The organism is Streptomyces sp. NPDC001492, from assembly GCF_053597275.1.
In genome coordinates, this window is the sequence record NZ_JBSFHW010000001.1 from 204,315 (window position 1) to 230,348 (window position 26,034).

Consider the following 26,034-nt stretch of genomic DNA (forward strand, 5'->3'; position numbering starts at 1 on the left):
CTGGAAAGATGGGCGCGACGACGACGTCAGCCCCCAAGGTCTAGGTCAGGGCCGTAGTACGCAGCACGCCAACCCGCACATACCAAGGAGCGGACAGATGCCCATCGCAACTCCCGAGGTCTACAACGAGATGCTGGACCGGGCGAAGGCAGGCAAGTTCGCCTACCCGGCGATCAACGTGACCTCGACCCAGACCCTGCACGCGGCCCTGCGCGGTTTCGCGGAGGCGGAGAGCGACGGCATCATCCAGATCTCGACGGGTGGCGCCGAGTTCCTGGGTGGTCAGTACAGCAAGGAGATGGTGACCGGCGCGGTCGCCCTCGCCGAGTTCGCGCACATCGTGGCCGAGAAGTACCCGGTCACCGTCGCCCTGCACACGGACCACTGCCCCAAGGACAAGCTCGACGGGTACGTACGTCCGCTGCTCGCCATCTCCGAGGAGCGCGTGAAGGCCGGCGGCAACCCGCTCTTCCAGTCGCACATGTGGGACGGCTCCGCGGAGACCCTCGCCGACAACCTGGCCATCGCCCAGGAGCTCCTGGAGCGCGCCCGCGCCGCGAAGATCATCCTTGAGGTCGAGATCACCCCGACCGGCGGCGAGGAGGACGGCGTCTCGCACGAGATCAACGACTCCCTGTACACGACGGTCGACGACGCGATCCGTACGGCGGAGGCCCTCGGCCTGGGCGAGAAGGGGCGCTACCTGCTGGCCGCCTCCTTCGGCAACGTCCACGGTGTGTACAAGCCGGGCAACGTCGTCCTCCGTCCCGACCTGCTGAAGGAGCTGAACGACGGCGTGGCGGCCAAGTTCGGCAAGCCGGCCGGGTCCCAGCCCTTCGACTTCGTCTTCCACGGCGGCTCCGGCTCCACGGAGGAGGAGATCCGCACCGCGCTGGAGAACGGCGTGGTCAAGATGAACATCGACACGGACACCCAGTACGCCTTCACGCGTCCCGTCGCCGACCACATGTTCCGCAACTACGACGGCGTCCTGAAGGTCGACGGCGAGGTCGGCTCCAAGAAGACCTACGACCCGCGCACCTGGGGCAAGCTGGCCGAGGCGAGCATGGCCGCCCGTGTCGTCGAGGCCACGCAGAACCTGCGCTCGGCCGGCACGAAGATCAAGTAACCCCGGGGAACCTCTCGGGAACTCAGGAGCCCGGCGTCTGTGCCACGACGCCGGGCTCGGCGTATACCTGGGGGCATGCCCGACGTCCGGATCGCCACCCCGCAGGGCAAGTGGATCCTGCTGACCACCGTGCTCGGCTCCAGCATGGCCATGCTGGACTCGACCGTCGTCAATGTCGCCCTGCCGCGTATCGGCCGCGACCTGGACGCGAACCTCGCCGCCCTCCAGTGGACGGTCAACGCGTACATGCTCACCCTGGCCGGGCTGATCCTGCTCGGCGGTTCCCTAGGTGACCACTACGGCCGCCGCAAGATCTTCGTGATCGGGGTGGTGTGGTTCGCGTCGGCCTCCCTGCTGTGCGGCCTCGCGCCGAACGCGGGCGTGCTCGTCGCGGCCCGCGCGTTGCAGGGGGTCGGCGGGGCGCTCCTCACCCCCGGTTCCCTCGCGCTGATCCAGGCGTCCTTCCACCCCGACGACCGGGGCCGGGCGGTGGGCCTGTGGTCCGGCTTCGGCGGGATCGGCGCGGCGGTCGGCCCGTTCCTGGGCGGCTGGCTGGTGGACGGCCCCGGCTGGCGCTGGGTCTTTCTCCTCAACGTCCCGCTGGCGCTGCTGTGCGCCCCCATCGCCGTACGCCACGTCCCCGAGTCGGCCGACGGGCGCACGCACGGCCGCTTCGACGTGCTCGGCGCGGTCCTCGGCGCCCTCGCGCTCGCCCTGGTGACGTACGCCCTGATCGAGGCCCGGCAGGGCTCCCTCGTGGTCGCCGTCACCGCGGTGGCCGGGCTGGCCGCGGGCGTGGCCTTCGTCCAGGTCGAGAAGCGGCGCCCGGACCCGATGATGCCGCTGGACATCTTCACGTCCCGCGAGTTCACGGCCGTCAACCTGGTCACACTCTGCGTCTACGCTGCCTTCGGCGGATTCTTCTTCCTCACCGCCCTCCAGCTCCAGGTCGCGGTTGGCTGGTCCCCCGTCGCCGCCGGTACGGCCCTGCTTCCGACCACCGTCCTGATGCTGCTGTTCTCCGCCCGCTCGGGCGCCCTCGCCGACCGCATCGGGCCGCGCATCCCGCTCACCGTCGGACCGCTCCTGTGCGCGGCCGGCATGCTGCTCATGCTGAGGGTCGGGCCGGGCGCCTCGTACGTGCTCGACGTCCTGCCCGCCGTGCTGGTCCTCGGCGCCGGCATGGTCACCCTGGTGGCACCGCTGACGGCCACCGTCCTCGCCTCCGTGGACACCGCGCGGGCGGGCCTGGCCAGCGGCATCAACAACGCGGCGGCCCGCGCGGCCGGCCTGATCGCGGTGGCCGCCCTGCCGCTGCTCGCCGGGATGGGCCCGGACGCGTACCTCTCCCCGAGCGCCTTCGACGACGCCTTCCACCGGGCGATGCTGATCTGCGCGGGCGTCCTGGTGCTCGGCGCGGTCGTCGCCTTCGCGACGGTACGTCCCCTGCCGCCGGGATGCCGTCGGCCCGAGTGCCGCACCCACGGCTCCGTCACGGCGCCGCCGCTGGAAGGGGAGCGGGCGAGGAAGCGGATCGCATGAAGCGCTGGTCAGGGCATTTCAGCCCGTCCGGCCTTTGAGGACGAGGCCCCTCAAGGGCCGACAGCGGGGGTCTGGGGGCGGCAGCCCCCAGCAGGGGCGACACTGGTTCACATGTCGATTCACGAAAACCTCCTCGGGGGCCCGCCCCCGACCCACCTCCCCGACGACCCCGCGCCCCGCGAGCTCCTGGCAAACGGCACCGCCCCCGCGGACGTCGCCGCCAAGTACCCCACGTCCTCGCTGGCCTGGGCCCAGCTGGCCGACGACGCGTTCGAGCGGGGCAGTGTCGTGGAGTCGTACGCCTACGCCCGGACCGGCTACCACCGCGGCCTGGACGCCCTGCGCCGCAGCGGCTGGAAGGGGCACGGCCCGGTGCCCTGGGAGCACGAGCCGAACCGCGGCTTCCTGCGCGCCCTGCACGCCCTCGCCCGCGCCGCCGGCTCCATCGGCGAGCAGGAGGAGTACGAGCGCTGCACCCAGTTCCTGAAGGACTCCTCGCCGACGGCGGCCCAGACCCTCGGCTAGCGGTCCGCCGCTGTTTCCTCTCGGGCCCGCCCGGTGCGATCGGGCGGGCCTTGCGCTGCGCTGAGCGGTGGTCCGCGGAGGGGGCCGTCCGGTCAGTAGTAGCGGCTCATGATGTCGGTGGCCCAGTCCGGCTGGCTGGTGGTGCCCTGGGGGCCGAACTCGCTCATGTAGGGCTTGATGTCGAGGACGGGGGTGCCGTCGACGGCGTCGAGGCCCTGGACGTGCAGGTCGAGCCCGTCGGTGCGCACCAGGCGGCAGCGGGAGACGCCGAGGCGGTTGGGGCGGTTCTTGCCGCGCTGCGCGAAGATGCCGACCATCGGCCAGTCGGTGTTGCCGCGCGGATGGCGGGCACCGGTCTCGATCTTCGCCACGGGCACGCGGTCGAAGTGGTAGACGATCTCCAGGTGGGAGAAGGCGTCCAGACCCGCCAGCGCGTCCGCGTCGAACTGCTCGCCGTCCAGGCGGATGACGGCCTCGACCTTCCCCCAGTCGTCGTCACGGACCTCCGCACGTCCGCCGACCACCCGGCCCACCGGGACGGAGACCACCTCGGACGAGGTGCTCTTCTCAGACATCTGCCGTGCCTTTCGTCGAAGTTCGACAACGGGTTCTGTGCGGCGCCCGAGCGTAGTCCAGGTCATCCGGCGGCTCGACGGGCCGGTGACCAGGCGGGCCTTGCGTTCCGGGCGGACCATCGAAGAAGATGCCCGGCGGGGACCGGGGCCCCCGTGTCGGTAACGGCAGGGGCGGACCGCTACCCGGAGCAACAACAGGAGACAGCGATGTCCCACCAGGCTCAGCCCCACGAGGCTTCGGAGCCCGAGACCCCGCATCTCGACTTCGCAGGCACGACGCCCTATGAGGACTACGTCAGGGCGGACGTGCTCACCCACCTCCAGCACACCCTCTCCGACGACCCCGGAGAGATGGTCTTCCTGGTCACGACCCAGGTGATGGAGCTGTGGTTCACGGTGATCGTCCACGAGTGGGAGACCGCGGCGCACGCCCTGCGCTCCGACGACGTGCCGACCGCCATCGCCGCGCTGAAGCGTTCGGTACGGGAGCTGGAGGCGCTGAACGCCTCCTGGAAGCCGCTCGGCCAGCTGACCCCGACGCAGTTCAACTCGTACCGGAGCGCGCTGGGCGAGGGTTCCGGCTTCCAGTCGGCGATGTACCGCCGGATGGAGTTCCTGCTCGGCGAGAAGTCCGCGTCCATGCTGGTCCCGCACCGCGGCGCACCCCGCGTCCACGCCGAACTGGAGAAGGCCCTCGCCGAGCCGAGCCTCTACGACGAGGTGCTGCGGCTGATGGCGCGGCGCGGATGCGCGATCCCCGCTTCCGTGCTGCGCCGCGACGTCTCACGGCGGTACGAGCCGTCGGAGGCCGTCGAGGCCGCCTGGACCGCCGTCTACGCGGGCGACGAGAACACCGAACTCGCCCGCCTCGGCGAGGCGCTGACCGACGTCGCCGAACTGGTGTGGCGATGGCGCAATGACCACCTGGTCGCCACCCGCCGCGCGATGGGCTCCAAGCCCGGCACGGGCGGCTCGGCGGGCGTCGCCTGGCTGGAGAAGCGCGCGCAGAAGAACGTGTTCCCCGAGCTGTGGACGGCGAGGTCTCATGTCTGAGCTGACGGCACGCGCACAGGAACTCGACGCCGCCGACGAACTGGCCGGTACGCGCAAGCAGTTCGTGCTGGACGAGGTGGTCTACCTGGACGGGAACTCGCTCGGCGCCCTGCCGGCCGCGGTCCCGGGGCGGGTGGACGACGTCGTCCGCAGGCAGTGGGGTGAGCTCCGCATACGGTCCTGGGACGAGAGCGGCTGGTGGACGGCGCCCGAGCGGATCGGCGACCGGATCGCCCCGCTGGTCGGGGCGGCGGCCGGGCAGATCGTCGTGGGCGACTCGACAAGTGTCAATGTTTTCAAGGCACTTGTGGCAGCGGTACGGCTGGTGTCCGGGACGGGCCGGGACGAGATCCTGGTGGACGCGACGACCTTCCCCACCGACGGCTACATCGCCGAGTCGGCGGCCCGCATGACCGGATGCACGCTGCGTCCGGTGGCCCCGGCGGAGGTGCCGGACGCGCTGTCCGGTCGTACGGCCGCCGTCCTGCTGAACCATGTCGACTACCGCACGGGCCGCCTGCACGACCTGCCCTCGCTGACCGCCGCCGTGCACGAGGCGGGCGCGGTGGCCGTCTGGGACCTGTGCCACAGCGCGGGCGCGCTGCCGGTCGGGCTCGACGAGCACGGCGTCGACCTGGCGGTCGGCTGCACCTACAAGTACCTCAACGGCGGCCCGGGCTCCCCGGCGTACCTGTACGTCCGCCGGGACCTCCAGGACCGCTTCGACTCGCCGCTCCCCGGCTGGAACTCCCATGCGGAGCCGTTCGGGATGCGGCCCGGGTACGAACCGGCGTCCGGTGCCCTGCGCGGCCGGGTCGGCACGCCGGACATCCTGTCCATGCTCGCCCTGGAGGCGGCACTGGAGGTCTGGGACGGTGTCCCGATCGAGGCGGTGCGGACCAAGTCCCTGGCGCTGACGGACTTCTTCCTGGAGTGCGTCTCGGCGTACGTCCCCGAGGGGCGGGTGGAGTCACTGACCCCCCTCGCCCACCGGGAGCGCGGCAGCCAGGTGGCGCTGCGCTGCGACGACGCCGGGGACGTGATGAAACGGCTGATCGAGCGCGGGGTGGTCGGGGACTTTCGGCGACCGGACGTCCTGCGGTTCGGGTTCACACCGCTGTACGTCGGGTTCGGGGACGTGGAGCGCGCGGCGCGGGTGCTGGCGGAGACGCTCGGCGAACTCGCGGGATAGACCCAGGGGGTTGGTGCCGGGCGGTCCGCGGTGGCTTCGGTGGCCGCGGAACTGCCCGGCCCGCGGTCTACAGAACCGTTTCCCCTCACCGAGCGTGACATCCCCGTGTCGGCCCACGTCATCGGCCTGATACCGTCCCCGCCAACGGCCGGTTTTCCACCCTGGTCCGCCACGTCAATAACGTTACGTCGCTGAGAGGTTGGAGCATGCCGGACGACGCCGCAGCTGCCCGGGCCGCCGCCGAAGAGGAGTCGGCGTTCTCGCACCCGGCGGTCGATCCCGACTCCACCGCCGCGTACGGTGACCACCCCGACCAGCTGATCGATTTCTACGCCCCGCGCACCGAGGTGGTGCCCGGCGCCCTCGCCCCGCTGATCGTCGTGCTGCACGGCGGCGCGTGGCGGGCGCCGTACGACCGCCTGCACATCTCCCCGTTCGCGGACTTCCTGGCCCGGCGGGGTTTCGCGGTGGCCAGTGTCGAGTACCGGCGGGGGAGCGCGGTCCCGGCCCAGGGCGTCGGCCCTGTCGCGGGCCGCTGGCCGGAGACCTTCGACGACGTCGCGGCCGCGCTGGACGCGCTGCCCGCTCTCGTACGCGAGACCCTTCCGGAGGCCGACCCGCGCCGCATGGTGGTCACCGGGCACTCGGCCGGCGGTCACCTCGCCCTGTGGGGGGCGGCCCGCCATCTGCTGCCCGCCGACGCCCCTTGGCGCATCGACCGCCCCGCACCGCTGCGCGGGGTCGTCGCCCTGGCCCCGATCGCCGACTTCGAGGTCGCCGAGAAACTGGACGTGTGCGGGGGTGCTTCGCGTCAACTGCTGGGCGGCGACGAGAAGTTCGCCGAACGCCGTCCGTACGCCGACCCCTCGCTCCTGCTCCCGACGGGCATCGCGACCACCCTGGTGCAGGGCCGCACGGACCGCACCGTCCCGCAGGCGGTCGCCGAGTCGTACGCCGACGCGGCGGCGAAGGCCGGCGAGGTCGTGGGCCTCACACTCCTGGAGGAGGTCGGCCACTTCCCCCTCATCGACCCGGCGGCGGACGCCTGCGCGGTCGTCGCGGAGGAAATCGCCCAACTGGCCTGGTGAGGCGTCCGTGAGCGGGCCCCTTTCATACCCGTAATACCTGAGAGCTACGCCGCAGGACAGCTCCCTGGCGTGACGCGGACGACACGTGACGCTCCGTAACTTCCCTTCCAGACAAGCCCGATGGCCGGGCGAACTGGAGGGGGACGACCATGGGGCTGAAGACGGACGCGCGGGTGGCGGTGGGGCACGCAACCGGCAGCCGCGACAGCTGCGGCCAATCGTGCAGCGGCACCCGGCATGCACCGGCGAGCGACGCCCCGTCACCCCAGCCCAAACGCCGCCGCACCCAAAGGTGGCGCCGGGCCGCCCTCGCAGCCCTCATCACCGCCGCCATAGTCGCCCCACTCTCGGGCGCAGCCCGACCGGAGATCCCCGCCCCACCCCCGGCAACCCCCGCCCCCCTCACGCCCACCACCCTCGACGCCGCCTACAGAGCCAACCGCACCAACGCCGCCCAAGCCGCCCGTATGGCCGCAGCCCACGGCGACCACGAGCGCGCCGCGGCAGACCGAGCCATGGCCGCCCCCACCCGCCACCTCCTCGCCTACGACGGCCGAGGCGAGGGCCAGGCCACGGAGGTCTTCGGCGACCTCGCCCACGCCACCCGCATCGCCGTCCTGATCCCGGGCTCGGACACCTCCCTCGACACCTACGACCGCTTCCGCGCGACGGCAGTCGCCCTGCACGACCGCCTCGTCCAGGAGGCCCCGCAAGGCACCACCGCCGTCGTCGCCTGGCTCGGCTACACAACCCCCGGCACGGTCAGCACCACGGTCCTCACCACGGACCGCGCCGACCAAGCAGCCCCGCACCTGCGCGAGTTCATCGCCGAACTGCGCCACATAGCAGGCCGGAAGGCCGGCATCTCCCTCCTCTGCCACTCCTACGGCACGGTCGTCTGCGCCCGCTCCGCCCCCGGCCTCGACGTGCAGGACATCGCCTTCCTCGGCAGCCCCGGCACCGGCGCGGACACGGCGGCGGCCCTGCACACAAGGGCCCGCATATGGGCGGCCCGCGGCGCCGACGACTGGGTCGAGGAGGTCCCGCACGTGAGGGCGGACCTGTTCGGCTGGACCGTCGGCTTCGGCACGGATCCCGTGTCCCCGGCCTTCGGCGCCCGCGTCTTCGCGGCGGGCCCCGGCGGCCACAGCGACTACTTCAGGCCGGGCTCGGTCTCCCTGGCCAACCTCACCCGCATCGTCCTGGACGACACCAAGGAGGTGACCCGTGCGTGAGTCGAGCGTGCGCCACGCGTGGGACGGCATACGACACGGCGGAGCGATACGGAGCGCCGCAGGACAGGACGCTGTACGAGAGGGCGTCGTACGAGACAGCGCCGCCCGGGAGCGAGAGGGCGCCGTACGACAGGGCGCCCTGCGGAGGGCCGCCGGCCGGATCGACGCCGCCACCCCCGCCGACCGCGACCGCGCGGTGGACGCCCTGCGCGCCTTCGCGATCCTCGGTGTGGTCCTCGGCCACTGGCTGGTCACGGCCCTGGTGGCGGACGGCGGCTCCCTGCACGCCTCCAGCCCCCTCCAGCACCTGCCGTGGTTGGCCCCGATCTCCTGGGTCTTCCAGACCCTGGCCGTGTTCTTCCTGGTGGGCGGCCATGTGGCGACCCGTGGTTACTCGGCGTCCCGCGCCAAGGGCACCCCGTACCGGCAGTGGCTGACCGCCCGTCTGTCGCGGCTGTTCCAGCCGGTGGCCGCCGTACTGGTCCTCTGGACGATCGCCGCGACGGCCCTGTTCGTCTCGGGCGCGCAACCCGACACGATCCACACCCTGGTCAAACTCGCCCTCTCTCCCCTCTGGTTCCTGCTGGTCCTCGCGGCGCTGACCGCGGCGACCCCGCTCCTGACCCGGCTCAACCCCCTGTGGCCGCTGGCCGTCGTCCTCCATGTGGACCTTCTCCGTTTCGGCCTCGGCGCCCCGCAGGGCCTCGGCTGGGTGAACCTGGCGGCCGGCTGGCTGGTGCCGTACACCCTGGGCGCGGCCTGGACGCGCGGCGAACTGGACCGCGCCCGCGCGGGCTGGATCCTGTTCGCCGGTGGTGCGGTGGCGACGGCCCTGCTGGTCGCCTTCGCGGGCTACCCCGCCTCGATGGTCGGCGTCCCGGGGCAGACCATCTCGAACCTCAATCCGCCGACCCTGGCCGCGGTCACCTTCGGCCTGGCCCAGTGCGGCCTGGCCCTGCTCCTGCGCGACCGGCTGCGTCGCACGATGCGCCGGCCCCTGGCCTGGGCCGCGGTGGCCTTTGTGAACCTCTCCGCGATGACGATCTTCCTCTGGCACCAGACGGCCATGATGGCGACCACGGCCACCGCCCTCCCGGCAGGCCGGCTGCCCGGCCTGCACACCACCCCCGACGGCCTCGACTGGGTGGCGTTCCGCCTGGCCTGGCTCCCCGTGTTCGCCCTCGCGCTCACGGTCTGCTGGGCGGCCTTCCACTCCTACGAGCACCGGGGCCCGCGCGGCAGAAGCACCGGCTCCTCCCGGGTGGTCCGTCGCCACCCAGGCCCGGACGGGGCGGGGACGAGGGTCGCCCATCGTGCCTGAGCCGCCCGGCGACACGGCCCGCCCGCCCCTTCGGGGCGCTGCCGGACCGCGGCCGACTTCGCCTGATCCGCTTAGGGTTGCGGCGTGACGGAAACGGGGATCCAGCGGCGGTTCGGCGGCCGCGTCCTGCGCTGGTTGCGCGGGCTCCGGGACGACCTGTGGACGGCCCGCGCGGATCCGTTGCCCGCCTTCGGGCGGCTGCGGCGGTTTCCGCACGGCGTGCTGTGTGTCACCGCGTTCTGGATCACGTTCGGCGGTGTCGCGCAGCTCACGGACAACGGACATCTGGGCTTCGGCTACGGCTTCCTGATCGCGCTCGCGCAGGGCGGCGCGGTGGCGCTGGCGCTGTGGCGGCCGATCCCGGCCTGGTGGCTGTCGACGACGGGTTCGGTCCTCGGGGCCGTTGCGGTGCACTTCAGCCTGACCGGCGGCGCGGCGCACGACTTCACCTGGCCCTGGACCGCGGCCGGGATCATCGCCCAGCTGCTGGTGCTGCTGCTGCTCGCCCTGCGCGTGCGTACCCGTGTGTCCGTGGAGGCGCTGGCCCTGACGGTGCTAGCCACCCTGGTCCTGCAGGGTGTGTGGGAGGCGCCGCACCCGGTGTCCGACGGCCCCCAGCAGTCGACGGGCCCGCTCGCGATCGCCCTGTCCGCGCTCGCCGTCCTGCTCGGCATCGCGCTGCGCAGCCGCCGCGAGACACGCGCGGAGGTCGGACGGCTGACCACCCTCACCGCCGAGGAGCGGGCCCGGCGCACCCTCCTGGAGGAGCGCAACCGCATCGCGCGCGAACTGCACGACGTGGTCGCCCACCACATGTCCGTCATCTCCATCCAGGCCCAGGTCGCCCCGCATCTCGTCGAGAACCCGCCCGACGAGCTCAGGGAGAACCTCGAGGGCATACGGAACAACGCGCTGGAGGCGCTGACCGAACTGCGCCGGGTGCTGGGCGTGCTGCGCTCGGAGGACCCCGGCACGGACGCACCGGCCGACGGCGGCAACGACCCGCACAGCCCGCAGCCCACCCTGGACCGGCTCGACGCGCTCGTCGAGAACACCCGGGCCGCCGGTCTGGCCGTGACCACACGGACCACGGGGGAGCGGCGCCCGCTGCCCTCGGGCGTGGAGCTGTCGGCGTACCGGATCGTGCAGGAGGCGCTCAGCAACGTGCTGCGCCACGCGCCCGGCGCGAGCGCGAGTGTCGAAGTCGCCTACGTCCCCTACGGGTTGCGCGTGGAAGTCGTCAACTCCCGTCCACTGCATGAGGCTCCGGCGTCACCGGGCGCGGGGCACGGTCTGCTGGGTATGCGGGAACGGGCGGCGATGCTCGGCGGCGACCTGTCCGCACGCCCCCGGCCGAACGGCGGCTACCAGGTCTCCGCCTTCCTGCCGGTCGACCCGCGCGCCGACGGCCCGGACCTGCCCGACGCCCCCGCCACCGACCCGAAGGACGACACCGCATGACGAGCAGCAACAGCCCCATCCGGGTAGTGATCGCCGACGACCAGCAGATGGTCCGGCAGGGCTTCACCGTGCTGCTCAACACCAAGCCGGACATCGAGGTGATCGGCCAGGCGGTCGACGGCCTCGACGCCGTGGCCAAGGTCGCCGAACTCGCCCCGGACGTCGTCCTCATGGACATCCGCATGCCCGAGATGGGCGGCATCGAGGCCACCCGCCGCATCACCGACGCGACACCGCACATCAGGGTGCTGGTGCTCACCACCTTCGACCTCGACGAGTACGTGTACGAGGCGCTGCGCGCGGGCGCGTCCGGGTTCCTCCTCAAGGACGCGTCGGCGGACCAACTGGCCGAGGCGGTACGGGTGGTGGCGGCCGGCGACGCGCTGCTCGCGCCCGGTATCACCCGGCGGCTGATCGCTCAGTTCTCCCGCCTGGACGACAGGCCCCGCGCCCCGCTGAAGGAGCGCGTCGGCGATCTGACCGAGCGCGAGACGGAGGTCCTCGCACTGATCGCGCAGGGCCTGTCGAACGCGGAGATCGCCCAGCGCCTGGTCGTCGCCGAGCAGACCGTGAAGACCCACGTCGGCCGCATCCTGGTGAAGCTGGGCCTCCGGGACCGCACGCAGGCGGCGGTGTTCGCATACGAGTCGGGGCTGGTACGGCCGTCCGGCTACTGACCCCCGTAGTACCTGCTCGTAGTACCTGAGGGGGACGCCGAAGGACCCTCCTCACTGGTGACGACCGCGGCTCCCGCCACGGCCTACCGTTTTCAACGTGACCGAGACGCCCCAGACGCAGCCGACACCACCGGAGCCCACCAGGCAGATGGAGCCTCCGGACAGTGCGTACGAGCCGTACAAGCCGAGCAGCCCGGAGTTCCGGGCGGCCGTGGACGCCCTGCGCGGAATGCGCCAGGACCTGTTTCACGACGCCTTCGCCTACCGTCCGCTGCCGCGCCTGAGCGCCCACGCCCCGCTCGTCCGCCACCTGCGCGGCCGCATGCGGGAGTACGCGACCTGGACTCCGCACGCGGTGATCACGGCGTTCGGCCTGCTGGCCATGCTCATCGCCGCGAACAGCGCGGTGATCGGCGCCGGGGAGAACTTCGTCCTCGGCCTGCTGGCCCTGGTCCCGGTCCTGCTGACGTTGGTCCGGCCGGTCGGCGCGTTCTGGGCGTCGATGGCCGCGACCCCGGTCGCCGCGGTGGTCGGCGCGAGCTGGGACAGTGAGTGGCCGTGGCTGCCCGGCTCCTTCGCCTGCCACCTGTTCGTGCTCACGATCGTGGCGATACGGACCCGGCCGCGCACGGCGGCGTGGATGTGGGCGCTCACCGGGGTCTACGGAGTGGTGGTCACCACCTTCTTCAGCTGGGGGCCGCACTCCGGCTTCGACGCCAACACCGCTCAGCTGCTGTCCTTCTCCGCCCTGATCCTCCTCGCGGTCTCCGTCTGGCACATCCGCCGCGAGGCCCGCCAGGAGGTGACCGCCCAGCAGACGGTGACCGCGCACGAGCGTTCCCGGCGCACCCTGCTGGAGGAGCGCACGACGATCGCCCGCGAGCTGCACGACGTGGTCGCCCACCACATGTCGGTGGTCGCCATCCAGGCGGAGGCGGCCCCCTACCGGGTCGAGAACCCGCCCCCGGAACTGGAGAAGGCGTTCGCCACGATCCGGGAGAACGCGGTGGCGGCGCTCACCGAACTGCGCCGCGTACTGGGCGTGGTCCGCGCCGAGGACTACGAGGCCCCGGACGCCCCGCAGCCCACCCTCGCCGACCTGGACGCCCTGCTCGCCAATGTGCGGGAGACGGGCCTGAGCGTGGACAGGACGACGACCGGAGCGATACGGGAACTCCCGCCGGGCGTCGAGCTGTCGGCGTACCGCATAGTGCAGGAGGCGCTGAGCAACACCCTGCGCCATGCACCGGGCGCCGCTGCCAAGGTGGAGGTCTCGTACGTCCTCGGCGGCCTGGGCCTGCGCATCGTGAACGGCCCGCCACCGAACCCCTCCCTGGTCAAGCCCTCACCGGGCGCCGGCCACGGCATCACCGGCATGCGGGAACGCGTCACCATGCTGAGCGGTGAGATGACGGCGGCCCGGACGGACGAGGGAGGCTATGAGGTGACGGTGTTCCTGCCGGTCGCCACGGCAAGCGAAGGTGACGCATGACCATCCGTGTCCTGATCGCGGACGATCAGATGATGGTGCGCGAGGGCTTCTCGGTCCTGCTCAACGCGATGCCGGACATCGAGGTGGTCGGCGAGGCGGTGAACGGCCGCGAGGCGGTCGACCGCGTCCGCGACCTCGCCCCCGACGTGGTCCTGATGGACATCCGCATGCCGGAGCTGAACGGCATCGAAGCGACGAGGGAGATCGTCGCCGCCAACAGCACGGCGAAGGTCTTGGTCCTGACGACCTTCGACCTCGACGAGTACGTCTACCAGGCCCTGCGCGCAGGAGCCTCGGGCTTCCTCCTGAAGGACGCCTCGGCCCGCCAACTCGCCGACGGCGTAAGGGTGGTGGCTTCCGGCGAGGCCCTGCTCGCCCCCTCGGTGACGAAGCGCCTGATCACGGAGTTCTCCAAACTCTCGGAGTCCCCCCGCGCCATGCACTCCGCCCACCAGGCCTACGGCGACCTCACGGAACGCGAGACGGAGGTCCTGGTCCTCATCGCCCAGGGCCTGTCGAACGCGGAGATCGCCGAACGCCTGGTGGTGGCCGAGTCGACGATCAAGACCCACGTCAGCAGGATCCTGGTGAAGCTCGGGCTGCGGGACCGGACCCAGGCGGCGGTGTTCGCTTATGAGGCGCGGCTGGTGACGCCGGGGTAGGGACGGCAGCCGAACCCCGACCGGATTGCTCGACCTATCGTTTATCGATAATATCGAAAAACGATAGGTCGTCTCGGACGGGGGAACCGTGAGCATGAGTTCATTGCAGGGCAGGCGTGGCGGGCGTCTGCTGGAAGTGGTCCTCGGGGTGGCGCTGGCCCTGGCGGGGCTTTTCGGGGTACTCCTCCCGCTCCTCGGAGTGACAGGGCCCATCGACCCCATGGACACACGTGACGTGCGGATCGACGCCGTCACCCGGGTGCCGGCCGCAGTGACGGGCGGACCAGTGACGCTCCGCGGCACTCACCGGGCGGAGGTCGCCCTGACCCATCCCGATGTCCAGCAGCGGATACTGCTGGCTCTGCCGGACATCTTCTACGGCGCGCTGCTGATCGTGGTCCTCGCGTTCCTGCTCCGCATGGCCCGTACGCTGCGCGAAGCCGACGTCTTCGTACCGGAGAACGCCCGGCGGCTTCAGGTGATCGCGGCGGCGATCGTGGCCATGGGCGTACTCGGCCCCGCGGTGGACGCGATCACCACCCATCTCCTGATCAGCGGCACGGCCGTCAGCCCCGCGGTGCCCTTCGCCTACACCGTCTCCGCCGCGCCCCTGTTCCTGGGCCTGCTGGTGGCGGCGCTGGCCGAGGTCTTCCGGCAGGGCACGCGGCTGCGCGAGGACACCGAGGGGCTCGTCTGATGCCACCGGAGGACGACCACCGCATCGAGGTTCATCTCGACCGACTGCTCGCGGAGCGGGGCATGACTCTGTCCGAACTGGCGGCGCGGGTCGGTGTGACGGTGGTCAACCTCTCGGTTCTGAAGAACGACCGGGCCAAGGCCATCCGCTTCTCCACGCTCGGTGCGATCTGCCGGGAACTGGGGTGCCAGCCCGGTGATCTGTTGAGCTTCCGGGGCGACTGAGCCGCGGGCTGTGTGCGGCCGTTCGTGCCGTAGCCCATGGTGAGGGCAGCACGGAGTTCGCCGATCGTGTGCATGGGCGGGAGGTGGCTCATGCCTCACCGCGCTCATCAACCACCTGAAGGGCCGTCCCTCAGGGGGCAGCGACCCTCGCTGAACGGAGGCCGCCTGTAGGGTCGAGCAGATGCCCGAGCTGAAACGGCTGCAGGCCGGTCATGCCCCGGCGGTCCTGGCCTTCGAGCTGGCGAACCGCGCCTACTTCGCCGCCTCGATCACCGACCGCGGCGACGACTACTTCGAGCACTTCACCGAGGGCTACGACGCCTTGCTGGCGGAGCAGGAGGCGGGTATCTGCGCCTTCCATGTGCTCGTCGCGGAGGACGGTTCGGTGCTCGGCCGGTTCAACCTGGTCGACATCGAGGACCACAGTGCCGAGCTCGGCTACCGGGTCGCGCAGCATGTCGCCGGACGTGGTGTGGCGACCGCGACCGTCCAGGAGCTGTGCCGGCTGGCGGCGGACCGGTACGGGCTGCGCACCCTGCGCGCGGCAACGGCCCACCGGAACGTGGCGTCCCAGAAGGTGCTGACCAAGGCCGGGTTCGTGCCGGTGGGCCCGGCCGACCCGGCCCACGTGGGCGGCAAGCCGGGCACCTGGTACCGGCGCGACCTCGTGCCCGAGGACTGACATCCCTGGTCAGGCAGGGGGATGCCGGGCTAGCGTCCGTCCATGACCGCCTTCGACCCGTGGGACCCGGAGTTCCTGGCCGACCCCTACCCCGCCTATGCCGAGCTGCGCGCCAAGGGCCGCGTGCACCACTACGAGCCCACGAACCAGTGGCTCGTCCCGCACCACGCCGACGTCTCCGCGCTGCTGCGCGACCGGCGCCTCGGGCGGACGTACCAGCACCGGTTCACGCACGAGGATTTCGGGCGTACGGCACCCCCGGCCGAACACGAGCCGTTCCACACGCTCAACGACCACGGGATGCTGGACCTGGAGCCCCCGGACCACACCCGCATCCGGCGGCTGGTCTCGAAGGCGTTCACGCCACGGACGGTCGAGCAGCTCAAGCCGTACGTCAGCAACCTCGCCGGGGAGCTCGTGGACCGCCTCGTGGAGAAAGGTGGCGGGGACCTGCTCAGCGATGTCGCCGAGCCGCTGCCGGTCGCCGTCATCGCCGAGATGCTGGGGATCCCCGAGGCCGACCGTGCGCCCCTGCGCCCCTGGTCGGCCGACATCTGCGGGATGTACGAGCTGAACCCCTCCGAGGACACGGCTCGCAGGGCCGTACAGGCCTCGGTCGAGTTCTCCGACTACCTCCGCGAGCTGATCGCCGAGCGTCGCCGGACCCCCGGCGACGACCTCATCTCCGGGCTCATCGCCGCCCACGACGAGGGCGACCGCCTCACCGAGCAGGAGATGATCTCCACCGCCGTCCTGCTCCTCAACGCGGGCCACGAGGCGACCGTCAACGCCACGGTGAACGGCTGGTACGCCCTCTTCCGGAATCCGGATCAGCTGGCCGCCCTGCGCGCGGACCACTCCCTCGTCCCCACCGCCGTGGAAGAGCTCATGCGCTACGACACCCCGCTCCAGCTCTTCGAGCGGTGGGTGCTGGACGAGATCGAGATCGACGGGACCGTCATCCCGCGCGGCGCCGAGATCGCCATGCTCTTCGGCTCCGCCAACCACGACCCGGAGGTGTTCCGCGACCCCGAGCGTCTCGACCTCACCCGCCGGGACAACCCGCACATCTCCTTCAGCGCAGGCATCCACTACTGCATCGGCGCCCCGCTGGCCCGGATCGAACTGGCGGCATCGATGACGGCGTTGCTGGAGAAGGCCCCCGGGCTGCGGCTGGCGGCGGAGCCGGAGCGGAAGCCGAACTTTGTGATCCGGGGGTTGGAGGGGCTGAGCGTCGACGTGGGGTGATCACTCGTTTGGATGATCGCTGAGCGAATCCCGATCGATGGTCGTCGCGGGCTCGTCAAGCTGGTGCCTGCCTGCGAAGGGAGGCACCATGACGGTTATGGCAGAGCGTGCCTCAGATCAGATGTCGGTGGACCTGTTCGAGCGGATCGCCCAATTCGCTGCCCGTGAGGACGAGACCGTCAGCTTCGAGTTCATCGGCGGACGGATCGAGGTCAAGAAAGTGGCGGACGCCAGGCATGGCGAGATCGCGATGTGGCTGGTCTTCGAGTGCAAGCGGGCACGGCCCGAACTCACCCTCTATGTGGCGAACCAAGGGCTGAAGGTGGAGGCATGCCGGAAGGGGCGCGCGTTGCCTGACGCCGTGCTTGCACCTGTGGGTTACTTCAACCGCGAAGGCGACTGGACTGATCCCGACGGCGTGCTGATGGCCGTAGAGATCACGTCGTACGACTCGGACACCCGCAAACGCGACCGGGTGGACAAACCCCGGGCGTACGCCGAGGCGGGCATCCCGGTCCATCTGCTGATCGACCGGGACAACCTCTCGGTTCTCGTGCACAGCAATCCGCACCCGTCGTTCGGCTACCAGGACATCCACGTGGCCGGGCTCGGCGACAAGTTTGCTCTCCCCGATCCGGTCGGCATCGAACTCGACACCGAAGAATTGAAGCAGTACGTCGACTGAACCGGTCAGGTCGTCATGTCCCGGCGGCGCAGGCCGGTCAGCCCCACCGCGACCAATGCCGCCGCCAGTGCCAACAGGACCAGCACCGACCCCCACTCCATCCCCCCACCCGGCAGCTTCGGCAGATGCCCGAACGGCGACAGATCCAGCACCACCCGCGGAGCGTCCAGCGCCGGACCCACCCAGCCGATCAGCAGCACCGCCCCCGCGACACCCCACGCCGCCATCGCCGCCCGCGGGAACAAGCCGTAGATCAGGACCGCCACCCCGCCGATCACCCACACCGCGGCCACCTGCACCAGGCACGCCCCGAGGATCGGGCCGACTTCCTTGCCGTAGCCGACGACGAATCCGAGCCCCGCGAGCAGCATGATCAGGACCGATCCGCCGAAGGCCACAGCCAGATGGCCCGCGGCCCAGCGCAGCCGCCCCACCGCGTTCGCCAGTACCGGTTCCGCCCGGCCCGAGGTCTCCTCGCCGTTCAACCGCAGCACGGACGCCACCACGTACAGCGCGGCGATCAGGCCCAGCATGCCGACCATCGAGGACAGGAAGGCGTTCGTCAGCCCGCTGTGGCCGCCCATCCGCTCGAAGATCTCGCGGGCGTTCTTGTTGTCGCCGACCAGGTCGGCCACTCCGTCCGTGAGGCCGCCGTAGACGACACCGGCCAGGAAGAAGCCGATCGACCAGCCCAGTACGCTGCCCCGCTGCAACCGCCAGGCCAGGGAGCCCGCCGTGCCGAGGCGGCCGGCCGCCGGTCCGGGGCGGGTCGGCAGGAAGCTCATGCCGACGTCCCGGCGGCCCGCCAACTCGTAGGCGACGAAAGCCTGCAGTCCCACCGCCGCCGCGAACAGCAGCAGCACCCACCAGCGTTCGCGGGCGTACGGGCGCAGGGTCTCCAGCCAGCCGAGCGGGGACAGCCAGGTCAACACCGACGAACCGTCGTCCCTCGCCGCGTCGCCCGCCGCGCGCAGCACGAAGGCCGCGCCCAGGACGCCCGCCGTCAGCCCGCGGGCCAGCCGTGCGCTCTCCGTCAGCTGGGCGACGATCGCCGCCATCGTGGCGAAGACCATGCCTTCGGCCCCGAGCCCGAGGCCGAAGGCGAGCGCGCCCACAGCCCCCTGGCCCGCGAGCCCGGCAGCAATCAGCAGTGCCAGTACGGCGTTGGCGACCGCCGCCGCGAGCAGTGCCGCGGTCAGGGAGGCCCGGCGGCCCACCATTCCGGACGCCACCAGCTCGTGCCGCCCGCTCTCCTCCTCGTCCCGGGTGTGCCGTACGACGATCACCAGGCTCATGGCCGCGGCGAGCGCACCCGCGTACACACCGACGCGCCAGGCCGTCAGCGCGCCGATCGACGTGTCGAAGACCGGGCCGATCAGCGCGCGGAAGGAGGCGTTGGTCGCCACCTGGTGGATCAGGTCGGCGCGTTCGGCCGGGGTGCCGTAGAGGTTCTTCAGGGTGTTCGGCATGGAGAGGACCATCAGCGTGTTCACGCCGACCCAGACCGGGATCATCAGCCGGTCCCGGCGGAGCGAGAAGCGCAGCAGCACACCCGTGCCCGCGAACGACGTCATCGCGCCGCCACCTCCTCGTCCTGGTAGTGGCGGAGGAACAGCTCCTCCAGCGTGGGCGGGGTCGAGGTCAGCGACCGCACTCCGGACTCGCTCAACTGCCGTAGCACCGCGTCGAGTTTGTCCGTGTCGACCTGCAACCGCACCCGCTTTCCCCGTACGTCGAGGTCGTGCACGCCGGGCAGGTGCGCCAACCCGTTGGGCGGCCCGGCGAGTTCGGCCGTCACGCTGGTCCGGGTGAGGTGGCGCAGGTCGGCCAGGGAGCCGGACTCGACCGTCCGGCCCTTGCGGATGATGCTCACCCGGTCGCAGAGCTCTTCGACCTCGCTGAGGATGTGCGACGACAGCAACACCGTACGACCGCGATCCCGCTCCTCCTCCACGCAGCGCTGGAAGACCTCCTCCATCAGCGGGTCCAGGCCCGACGTCGGCTCGTCCAGGATCAGCAGGTCCACGTCCGAGGCGAACGCGGCCACCAGGGCGACCTTCTGCCGGTTGCCCTTGGAGTACGTGCGGCCCTTCTTGGTGGGGTCCAGCTCGAAGCGCTCGATCAGCTCGGCCCGGCGGGACGGATCCAGCCCGCCGCGCAGCCGGCCGTACAGGTCGATGACCTCGCCGCCCGACAGGTTCCGCCACAGGGTCACGTCCCCGGGGACGTACGCGATCCGGCGGTGCACCTCCACCGCGTCCCGCCACGGGTCACGGCCCAGCAGCTGCGCGGCGCCGGAGTCCGCGCGCAGCAGGCCGAGCAGGACGCGGATGGCGGTGGACTTGCCGGCGCCGTTCGGGCCGAGGAAGCCGTGGACCTCGCCGGACTCCACCTCCAGGTCGAGACCGTCCAGAGCGCGGGTGCGGCCGAAGGACTTGTGGAGGCCGGAGACGCTGATTGCCTTCGTCATGCTCAGAACGTACGCTTCTTTCAGAAATTTGTGAAGTTAAGGAATCATATAAAGCCTATGAAGCCCGGTTAGGGTGGTGACCATGACGGAGTCGAAGGCGGTGGAGCGGGACCCGGAGGCGGTCTCCAAGTTCGTGGAGAGCTTCGCGGCTCAGCTGGTCGAGGCCGGGATGCAGCGGATGCCCGCCCGGGTCTTCGCCGCCCTGCTCTCCTCCGACGAAGGCTCGATGACCTCCGCCGACCTGGGGGAGCAGCTCCGGATCAGCCCCGCCGCCGTCTCCGGGGCGGTGCGCTATCTGACCATGACGCACATGGTCTCTCGGGAGCGTGAGCCGGGCTCCCGCCGCGAGCGCTACCGGGTGCACGGCGACCAGTGGTACGAGGCCCTGACCAATCGCGAGGCCGTCATCAAGCGCTGGGAGGTCGCCCTGCGGGAAGGCGTCAGCAGCCTGGGCGCCGACACTCCCGCAGGACGCCGCATGGCCGAGACGCTCGCCTTCTTCGAGTTCGTCGAGGGCGAGGTCGCGGCCATGATGGAGCGGTGGCGGGTGCACCGCCAACGGATCTTCGGGAGCTAGCGGTTACCGCTCCTTCGTCTCCTCCAGCACCGTCCGCCCCAGCAGCTGGTACCGCTCCGGCGACCGCCGCTTGAGGTACTGGGCGTAGCCGATGCCCGTCGCCGCGACCAGGGCCACCAGCCACGGCGTCGCCTTCAGCAGCAGCGAGCCGGACTCCGAGCCGGCCGCGACGCTCATGTTGGACACCAGGAGCAGGACCACTGCGAGCATCGCGATGCCGCCGACGAGCGGGGCGGTGAAGGTCTTGAACCAGTGCCGGCTCTCGGGGTGGTTCTTGCGGAAGTAGACGAGGACCGCGAAGGAGCAGACCGCCTGCACGATCAGGATCGCCATCGTGCCGAGGATGGCGAGCAGGACGTAGAGGGCGTTCGCCGGATCCTTGCTCGTGGCCCAGAACGCGAGGATCAGTACGGCGCTCACCACCGTCTGCACCAGGCCCGCGATGTGCGGGGAGCCGTGCCGGGGGTGGGTGCGGCCGATGGTGTTCTTCAGGGAGGGGAGGACGCCCTCGCGGCCCAGCGCGTACATGTAGCGGGCGGCGCAGTTGTGGAAGGCCATGCCGCAGGCGAGCGAGCCGGTGATCATCAGCCACTGCATGAGGTCGACCGCCCAGTGGCCGACGTAGTGCTCGGTCGGGTTGAAGAACAGGGCGAGGGGGTTCGCCGACGAGGCGACCTTGACGGCCTCGGTCTCGCCGTTGCCGATGATGGCCATCCAGGAGACGAAGACGTAGAAGACGCCGACGCCCAGGACGCTGATCATCGTGGCCTTGGGGATGATCCGCTTCGGGTCGCGGGACTCCTCGCCGTACATCGCCGTCGACTCGAAGCCGACCCAGGACCAGAAGGCGAAGAAGAGGCCGAGGCCGGCGGACGTGCCCTTGAAGGCGTTGACGGGGTTGACCGGGCCGAAGGTGAAGCCGTGCGGGCCGCCGCCGTGCAGGGCGACCGAGATCGCCATCGCCGCGAGGACGGTCACCTCGGTGCCGAGCAGGACCACCAGGAGCTTCTCGGCGACCGAGACGCCGAACCAGGTGCCCGTCGCGTTGACGGCGAGCATCAGCAGCGCGAAGGCCCACCACGGGATGTCGAGTCCCGTCTGGTCCTTGAGGGTCCCGGTGGCGAAGGTCGAGAAGATGCCGATCAGCGCGGGCTCGAACACGGCGTACGCGAAGGTCGCGAGGAGGCCCGACGCGAGACCCGCGGTGCGTCCCAGGCCGTAGGAGATGAAGCCGTAGAAGGCGCCGGTGGACGTGATGTGCTTCGCCATCGAGGTGAAGCCGATGGAAAAGATTGCCAGGACGACCATTGCGACGAGATAGCTCGCCGGGGCGCCGATGCCATTGCCGGACGACACCATGAAGGGCACGTTGCCCGTCATCGCGGTGATCGGGGCCGCGGTGGCGACGGCCATGAAGACCACCCCCAGCAGGCCCACGGCGTTGGGCTTGAGCCGGTGGACCGTGCCCTCGCCGTCCGTCTTCGTCGCCGGGGCGACGCCCTCATCCACTGCCATCGGGGTTGGCCCCTCTCCTGGTGATCCGCTGTGATGCGCCCTGATCTGTTGGTGCACTGGACCGGAACTCTGTAGCCCGAATGAGTCGGTCAAGGGTGTCGGGGCGTTAAATGTTTGTCAACCAGACCTTTAGAACTCCGACGCAATCTGATGCAATCTGTCGGCAACACGCGGCTCGTACGGTCGCCTCCATGAGCTCGTACTCCTCCACCCTCGGCGGCCACCGGTACCGCTTCGACTCCCTCGCGCGCCTGCTTGCCGCCGCGAGCCCCGAACGCTCCGGCGACCGGCTGGCGGGCCTCGCCGCCGCCAGTTCCCAGGAGCGGGTCGCGGCGCGCTGGGCCCTCGCGGAGGTGCCGCTGGCGACCTTCCTGACCGAGCCGGTGATCCCGTACGAGAGCGACGACGTGACCCGGCTGATCCTCGACACGCATGACGCGGCCGCCTTCGCGCCGGTGGCCGGGCTGACGGTCGGAGAGCTGCGGGAGTGGCTGCTGGCGGCGGACGGCCAGGCCCTGACGGCGCTGGCCCCCGGGCTGACGCCGGAGATGGTCGCGGCGGTGTCCAAGCTGATGGGGAACGCGGATCTGGTGGCCGTGGCCCGGAAGGTACGGGTGGTCACCGCCTTCCGGTCGACCATCGGGCTGCCGGGGCGGCTCGCGACGCGGTTGCAGCCGAACCACCCGACCGACGACCCGGCGGGTGTGGCGGCCGCGCTCCTCGACGGTCTGCTGCTGGGCTCCGGTGACGCGGTGATCGGCATCAACCCGGCGACGGACAGCCCGAAGGCGGTACGGGACCTGCTGGAGCTGCTGGACGGAGTGATCGACCGCTACTCCATCCCCACCCAGTCCTGCGTCCTGTGCCATGTCACGACGAGCGTGGACCTGATGGAGCGGGGCGCACCGGTGGACCTGGTCTTCCAGTCCATCGCGGGCACCCAGGCGGCGAACGCGTCCTTCGGTGTGACGCTGGGCCTGCTCGACGAGGCGTACGAGGCGGCGCGCGGACTGGGCCGGGGGACGGTCGGCGACAACGTCATGTACTTCGAGACCGGCCAGGGCAGCGCCCTGTCGGCGGACGCACACCACGGGGTGGACCAGCAGACGGTGGAGGCACGGGCGTACGCGGTGGCGCGCCGCTACGACCCCCTGCTGGTGAACACCGTGGTCGGCTTCATCGGCCCGGAGTACCTCTACGACGGCCGCCAGATCCTCCGCGCCGCCCTGGAGGACCACTTCTGCGGCAAGCTGCTCGGCCTGCCCATGGGCCTGGACATCTGCTACACGAACCACGCGGACGCCGATGACGACGACGTCGCGACCATGCTGACGATGCTCGGCGTCGCGGGCGCGTCCTTCGTGATCTGCACGCCGGGCGGCGACGACATCATGCTGAACTACCAGTCGGCCTCGTACCACGACGCGTTGTACCTCCGCGAGGTCCTCGGGCTGCGCCCTGCACCGGAGTTCGAGGCCTGGCTGGAGTCGAGCGGGCTGCTGGACGAGCGGGGCGGGATCCGCGAGGTGGCGTCCCATCCGCTGACCGCGATCGGAAGGGAGCTGGCGGCATGACGGAGACTCAAATAGCTGCACCGGCAGGTGACTTGTGGGTTGCCATGCGCCGGCACACCCAGGCCCGGATCGGCCTCGGCCGCGCGGGCTCGGCCCTCCCGACCCGCCACCGCCTGGAACTCCAGACCGCGCACGCGGCCGCCCGCGACGCGGTGCACTCGCCGTTCGAGCCGGACGCGGTCGCGGCCGGGCTGGGCGGGATGCCGACGGTGCGGGTCCGCAGCGCCGCCGGTGACCGGCTCACATACCTCCAGCGCCCCGACCTGGGCCGCCGGCTGCATCCGACGGACCGCGCGCACCTCCCGGCCGGCGACTGGGACGTGGTGTTCGTGGTCGCGGACGGGCTGTCCAGCCGGGCGGTGCACGAGCATGCGGCGGCGGTGGTGCGGGAGACGGTGGCGCGGCTGGCGGGGTGGAGCGTCGCACCCGTGGTGCTGGCGGAACAGGCGCGGGTGGCCCTCGGCGACGACATCGCGTCCACGATGGGCGCGACGATGGTGGTGGTCCTGGTCGGGGAGCGCCCGGGCATGTCGGCGGCGGACTCACTGGGGGCGTACCTGACGTACCGGCCGGTCCCGGGCGTGACGACGGACGCCGACCGCAACTGCCTGAGCAACATCCGGCCGCCGCTGGGGCTGTCGTACGAGGTGGCGGCGGGGAAGTTGGCGGGGTTGATGGGGAGGGGGCGGGAGCTGGGGGTCACCGGGGTGGGGCTGAAGGACGAGAGCGATCACGAAACTGTGCCCGACCGGCTACTCTGAGTGGTGGCTGGTCTGCATCACGGGGAGGGCGCATCATGACGTTGATGACTGAGCGACCGACGATAAGCGGCACCGAGCCCCACAGCTTCGAGGACCTTCTGAGCGCCCTCGACAAGCTGATCGTGCCCGACGGCTACAAGGCCGAGATCATCAGGGGGAGCATCGTCTTGTCGCCGTTCTCGAAGGCGTACTACACCCGCGTCATGCGCCTGGTGTGCCAGCAATTGGAGAGTTACCTTCCCAAGGGCCACACGATGGAGCGGGCGCCTAATCTGTTCGTCTTCCCTGAAGGCGAGCGTGCCTATGGGCCGGACGTCTACGCGGCGGACGATCGGGTTTTTGATGCGGACAGCAACCACCTGGACGGCGCAGCACTCTCGTTTGTCGCCGAGCTGACATCCTCGTCCACGCGGGACAACGATCTGACCGACAAAGTCCTCGTCTATGGGAAGGCGGGCGTGCCTGTCTACCTTCTGCTCGACATGCAGGAGAAGCAGGCCACTGTCTTCTCGACCCCCTCTGCCAAGGGGTACGAGTCACGTTGCACGGTGCCGTTCGGCGAGAAGCTCGCCATCCCTGCACCTTTCGACTGCACCCTCGACACCGGCGGCTTCCTGACCGCCATTACGAAGAACCCGGCACCGTAAGCCTCCAAGCCCCCTCCCAAACCGTCCACGTCCGCCGCCGTACCGGCCCCCACACGCCCGCATCCGCCCGGTAGCGGAAGTCCGCCCCGGACACGCTCACCGTCCGGCCCTGGGCCCGTACCGGCGAGGCCTCCGCGCCCACCGACAGTGGCCGTACCTCCACCTCGGCCAGACCGCTGTCAGCCGGTGTCACCGTCACCGCCTCCACGGGCTGGTCCAGGTCCAGCAGGGTGACGCCGTCGACCTCCACCCGCAGCCGGGCGGCCCGGGGTGCCGGGACCGTCGTCTCGCGGGCGGGGACCAGGGTGCGTACGAAGGACTGGGCCGTGCGCAGCCAGGGGCGGCCCGCCTCCACCGACGGGGTGTGCCCGGTCACCGGAGGGATGTGCAGGGCGCCGAGGACCACGCCGTCGCTGTCGTCCACCAGCAGGTCCAGTCGCCGCTCGGCCCCGTCCAGGACCGCCCGGGCCGCCGCCACCGTCCCGGTGGGCACCCCCAGGGAACGGGCCACCGACAGCAGGCTGCCCACCGGCACCACCGACAGGGCACATCCGGCCAGCTCCCGCCGCCGGTGCAAAACGGACACCGCGCGGACCAGCGCACGGTCGTCGCCCACCACCACCGGCCGACGCGACCCCCGGCGGGCCAGCGCCCTGGCGAACTCCTCCGGACCCTCCGGCAGGCACACCTTGGTGTGCGCACCGGCGCTGAGCACGTCTTTTGCGATGCGTACCGACTCCCCGTCCGTCCGCCGGGCGACCGGATCGATGACCACCAACAGCTGATCGGAAGTCGCGGAAGTCACCACCTCGGTCCTGCCTCGCTTCCTCGGGTAGCATCTTTGTGCAAGAGCCCCTTGCGCTATTGCGCCAGGGGCTTCGTCTATTCCGGGGCATCCGGTCCGACGGTTTGCGGCCAACGACGGTCGCGGTGCACGCGGCGGTGAACCTTACGCGTACGCCCCTGACCTTGGACATGCCCCGCCCGGAAGGGGTGTACGCG

Annotated in this window: 26 protein-coding genes; 21 read left to right on the forward strand and 5 right to left on the reverse strand. The window is 71.0% G+C overall.

The window, feature by feature from the left end:
* Positions 1–97 precede the first annotated feature (97 nt).
* The 3 genes from fbaA (at position 98) to ACWC1K_RS01090 (ending at position 3,196) form a co-directional block, all read left to right on the forward strand.
* Positions 98–1,129 carry a class II fructose-bisphosphate aldolase gene (gene fbaA, locus ACWC1K_RS01080; RefSeq protein WP_450827683.1) on the forward strand — a complete coding sequence of 344 codons (1,032 nt, stop codon included), beginning with the start codon at positions 98–100 and terminating at the stop codon, positions 1,127–1,129.
* Between the two features lie 75 nt (positions 1,130–1,204).
* Positions 1,205–2,671, forward strand: a complete 1,467-nt coding sequence (locus tag ACWC1K_RS01085) for an MFS transporter (RefSeq protein WP_450827685.1) — start codon at positions 1,205–1,207, stop codon at positions 2,669–2,671.
* Between the two features lie 111 nt (positions 2,672–2,782).
* Complete coding sequence (locus tag ACWC1K_RS01090; RefSeq protein ID WP_030942162.1) at positions 2,783–3,196, forward strand: DUF3151 domain-containing protein; 414 nt, start codon at positions 2,783–2,785, stop codon at positions 3,194–3,196.
* 92 nt (positions 3,197–3,288) lie between these two features.
* Here ACWC1K_RS01090 and ACWC1K_RS01095 read toward each other — a convergent pair whose 3' ends face one another.
* Positions 3,289–3,771 (reverse strand): SAM-dependent methyltransferase, encoded by a 483-nt coding sequence (locus ACWC1K_RS01095; protein WP_450827687.1) that lies wholly within the window; start codon positions 3,769–3,771, stop codon positions 3,289–3,291.
* Between the two features lie 207 nt (positions 3,772–3,978).
* Here ACWC1K_RS01095 and ACWC1K_RS01100 point away from each other — a divergent pair, with 207 nt between their 5' ends.
* The 14 genes from ACWC1K_RS01100 to ACWC1K_RS01165 all read left to right on the forward strand — a co-directional run bounded on the left by ACWC1K_RS01100 (position 3,979) and on the right by ACWC1K_RS01165 (position 17,488).
* A complete protein-coding gene (locus tag ACWC1K_RS01100; RefSeq protein WP_450827689.1) occupies positions 3,979–4,824 on the forward strand; it encodes a tryptophan 2,3-dioxygenase family protein in 846 nt (281 codons plus the stop codon).
* A complete protein-coding gene (gene kynU / locus ACWC1K_RS01105) occupies positions 4,817–6,016 on the forward strand; it encodes a kynureninase (protein ID WP_450827691.1) in 1,200 nt (399 codons plus the stop codon). The genes ACWC1K_RS01100 and kynU overlap by 8 nt, the downstream gene beginning before the upstream one ends.
* A 206-nt stretch (positions 6,017–6,222) precedes the next feature.
* Complete coding sequence (locus tag ACWC1K_RS01110; RefSeq protein WP_450827693.1) at positions 6,223–7,104, forward strand: alpha/beta hydrolase family protein; 882 nt, start codon at positions 6,223–6,225, stop codon at positions 7,102–7,104.
* Between the two features lie 149 nt (positions 7,105–7,253).
* Positions 7,254–8,339, forward strand: a complete 1,086-nt coding sequence (locus ACWC1K_RS01115) for an alpha/beta hydrolase (protein WP_450827695.1) — start codon at positions 7,254–7,256, stop codon at positions 8,337–8,339.
* Between the two features lie 139 nt (positions 8,340–8,478).
* A complete protein-coding gene (locus ACWC1K_RS01120; protein WP_450828074.1) occupies positions 8,479–9,660 on the forward strand; it encodes an acyltransferase family protein in 1,182 nt (393 codons plus the stop codon).
* An 84-nt stretch (positions 9,661–9,744) separates the two neighbouring features.
* Complete coding sequence (locus ACWC1K_RS01125) at positions 9,745–11,121, forward strand: sensor histidine kinase (protein ID WP_450827697.1); 1,377 nt, start codon at positions 9,745–9,747, stop codon at positions 11,119–11,121.
* Positions 11,118–11,798, forward strand: coding sequence for a response regulator (locus ACWC1K_RS01130; RefSeq protein WP_450827699.1), 681 nt, complete (start codon positions 11,118–11,120; stop codon positions 11,796–11,798). The genes ACWC1K_RS01125 and ACWC1K_RS01130 overlap by 4 nt, the downstream gene beginning before the upstream one ends.
* A 97-nt stretch (positions 11,799–11,895) precedes the next feature.
* Positions 11,896–13,290: a sensor histidine kinase gene (locus ACWC1K_RS01135; RefSeq protein WP_450827701.1), complete on the forward strand. Its 1,395-nt coding sequence runs from the start codon at positions 11,896–11,898 to the stop codon at positions 13,288–13,290.
* Positions 13,287–13,952, forward strand: coding sequence for a response regulator transcription factor (locus ACWC1K_RS01140; RefSeq protein WP_266958005.1), 666 nt, complete (start codon positions 13,287–13,289; stop codon positions 13,950–13,952). The genes ACWC1K_RS01135 and ACWC1K_RS01140 overlap by 4 nt, the downstream gene beginning before the upstream one ends.
* 94 nt (positions 13,953–14,046) lie before the next feature.
* A complete protein-coding gene (locus tag ACWC1K_RS01145) occupies positions 14,047–14,649 on the forward strand; it encodes a DUF2975 domain-containing protein (protein ID WP_450827703.1) in 603 nt (200 codons plus the stop codon).
* Entirely contained in the window at positions 14,649–14,873 is a 225-nt protein-coding gene (locus tag ACWC1K_RS01150) for a helix-turn-helix domain-containing protein (RefSeq protein ID WP_450827705.1), read from the forward strand. Before ACWC1K_RS01145 ends, ACWC1K_RS01150 begins: the two co-directional genes overlap by 1 nt.
* 181 nt (positions 14,874–15,054) lie before the next feature.
* Positions 15,055–15,555, forward strand: coding sequence for a GNAT family N-acetyltransferase (locus ACWC1K_RS01155; protein WP_450827707.1), 501 nt, complete (start codon positions 15,055–15,057; stop codon positions 15,553–15,555).
* A 42-nt stretch (positions 15,556–15,597) separates the two neighbouring features.
* The gene (locus tag ACWC1K_RS01160) at positions 15,598–16,803 is read left to right on the forward strand and encodes a cytochrome P450 (protein ID WP_450827709.1); all 1,206 of its coding nucleotides are present in this window, start codon (positions 15,598–15,600) and stop codon (positions 16,801–16,803) included.
* 88 nt (positions 16,804–16,891) lie between these two features.
* Positions 16,892–17,488: a Uma2 family endonuclease gene (locus ACWC1K_RS01165; RefSeq protein WP_450828076.1), complete on the forward strand. Its 597-nt coding sequence runs from the start codon at positions 16,892–16,894 to the stop codon at positions 17,486–17,488.
* A 5-nt stretch (positions 17,489–17,493) separates the two neighbouring features.
* Here the strand turns inward: ACWC1K_RS01165 and ACWC1K_RS01170 are convergent, their stop codons facing one another.
* Both ACWC1K_RS01170 and ACWC1K_RS01175 read right to left on the reverse strand, forming a co-directional pair.
* Complete coding sequence (locus ACWC1K_RS01170) at positions 17,494–19,062, reverse strand: ABC transporter permease (RefSeq protein WP_450827711.1); 1,569 nt, start codon at positions 19,060–19,062, stop codon at positions 17,494–17,496.
* Positions 19,059–19,958 (reverse strand): ABC transporter ATP-binding protein, encoded by a 900-nt coding sequence (locus ACWC1K_RS01175; RefSeq protein ID WP_450827713.1) that lies wholly within the window; start codon positions 19,956–19,958, stop codon positions 19,059–19,061. The genes ACWC1K_RS01170 and ACWC1K_RS01175 overlap by 4 nt, the downstream gene beginning before the upstream one ends.
* Before the next feature lie 82 nt (positions 19,959–20,040).
* Between ACWC1K_RS01175 and ACWC1K_RS01180 the strand changes: the two genes are divergently transcribed.
* On the forward strand, positions 20,041–20,535 hold the full coding sequence (locus tag ACWC1K_RS01180; RefSeq protein WP_450827715.1) for a GbsR/MarR family transcriptional regulator: 495 nt from the start codon (positions 20,041–20,043) through the stop codon (positions 20,533–20,535).
* 3 nt (positions 20,536–20,538) lie between these two features.
* Here ACWC1K_RS01180 and ACWC1K_RS01185 read toward each other — a convergent pair whose 3' ends face one another.
* Positions 20,539–22,050, reverse strand: a complete 1,512-nt coding sequence (locus tag ACWC1K_RS01185) for an APC family permease (RefSeq protein WP_450827717.1) — start codon at positions 22,048–22,050, stop codon at positions 20,539–20,541.
* Positions 22,051–22,241: 191 nt separating this feature from the next.
* On the opposite strand from ACWC1K_RS01185, the gene ACWC1K_RS01190 reads away from it, so the two are divergent.
* Genes ACWC1K_RS01190 through ACWC1K_RS01200 form a run of 3 tightly spaced genes read left to right on the forward strand, consistent with a single transcriptional unit; the run spans position 22,242 to position 25,032 of the window.
* The gene (locus ACWC1K_RS01190) at positions 22,242–23,624 is read left to right on the forward strand and encodes an ethanolamine ammonia-lyase subunit EutB (RefSeq protein WP_450827719.1); all 1,383 of its coding nucleotides are present in this window, start codon (positions 22,242–22,244) and stop codon (positions 23,622–23,624) included.
* A complete protein-coding gene (gene eutC, locus ACWC1K_RS01195) occupies positions 23,621–24,385 on the forward strand; it encodes an ethanolamine ammonia-lyase subunit EutC (protein WP_450827721.1) in 765 nt (254 codons plus the stop codon). The genes ACWC1K_RS01190 and eutC overlap by 4 nt, the downstream gene beginning before the upstream one ends.
* A 35-nt stretch (positions 24,386–24,420) precedes the next feature.
* Positions 24,421–25,032 carry a Uma2 family endonuclease gene (locus ACWC1K_RS01200; RefSeq protein ID WP_450827723.1) on the forward strand — a complete coding sequence of 204 codons (612 nt, stop codon included), beginning with the start codon at positions 24,421–24,423 and terminating at the stop codon, positions 25,030–25,032.
* Here the strand turns inward: ACWC1K_RS01200 and ACWC1K_RS01205 are convergent.
* A complete protein-coding gene (locus ACWC1K_RS01205; RefSeq protein ID WP_450827725.1) occupies positions 25,010–25,840 on the reverse strand; it encodes a diacylglycerol kinase family protein in 831 nt (276 codons plus the stop codon). The two genes, ACWC1K_RS01200 and ACWC1K_RS01205, sit on opposite strands and share 23 nt — an antisense overlap.
* Between the last annotated feature and the right edge of the window lie 194 nt (positions 25,841–26,034).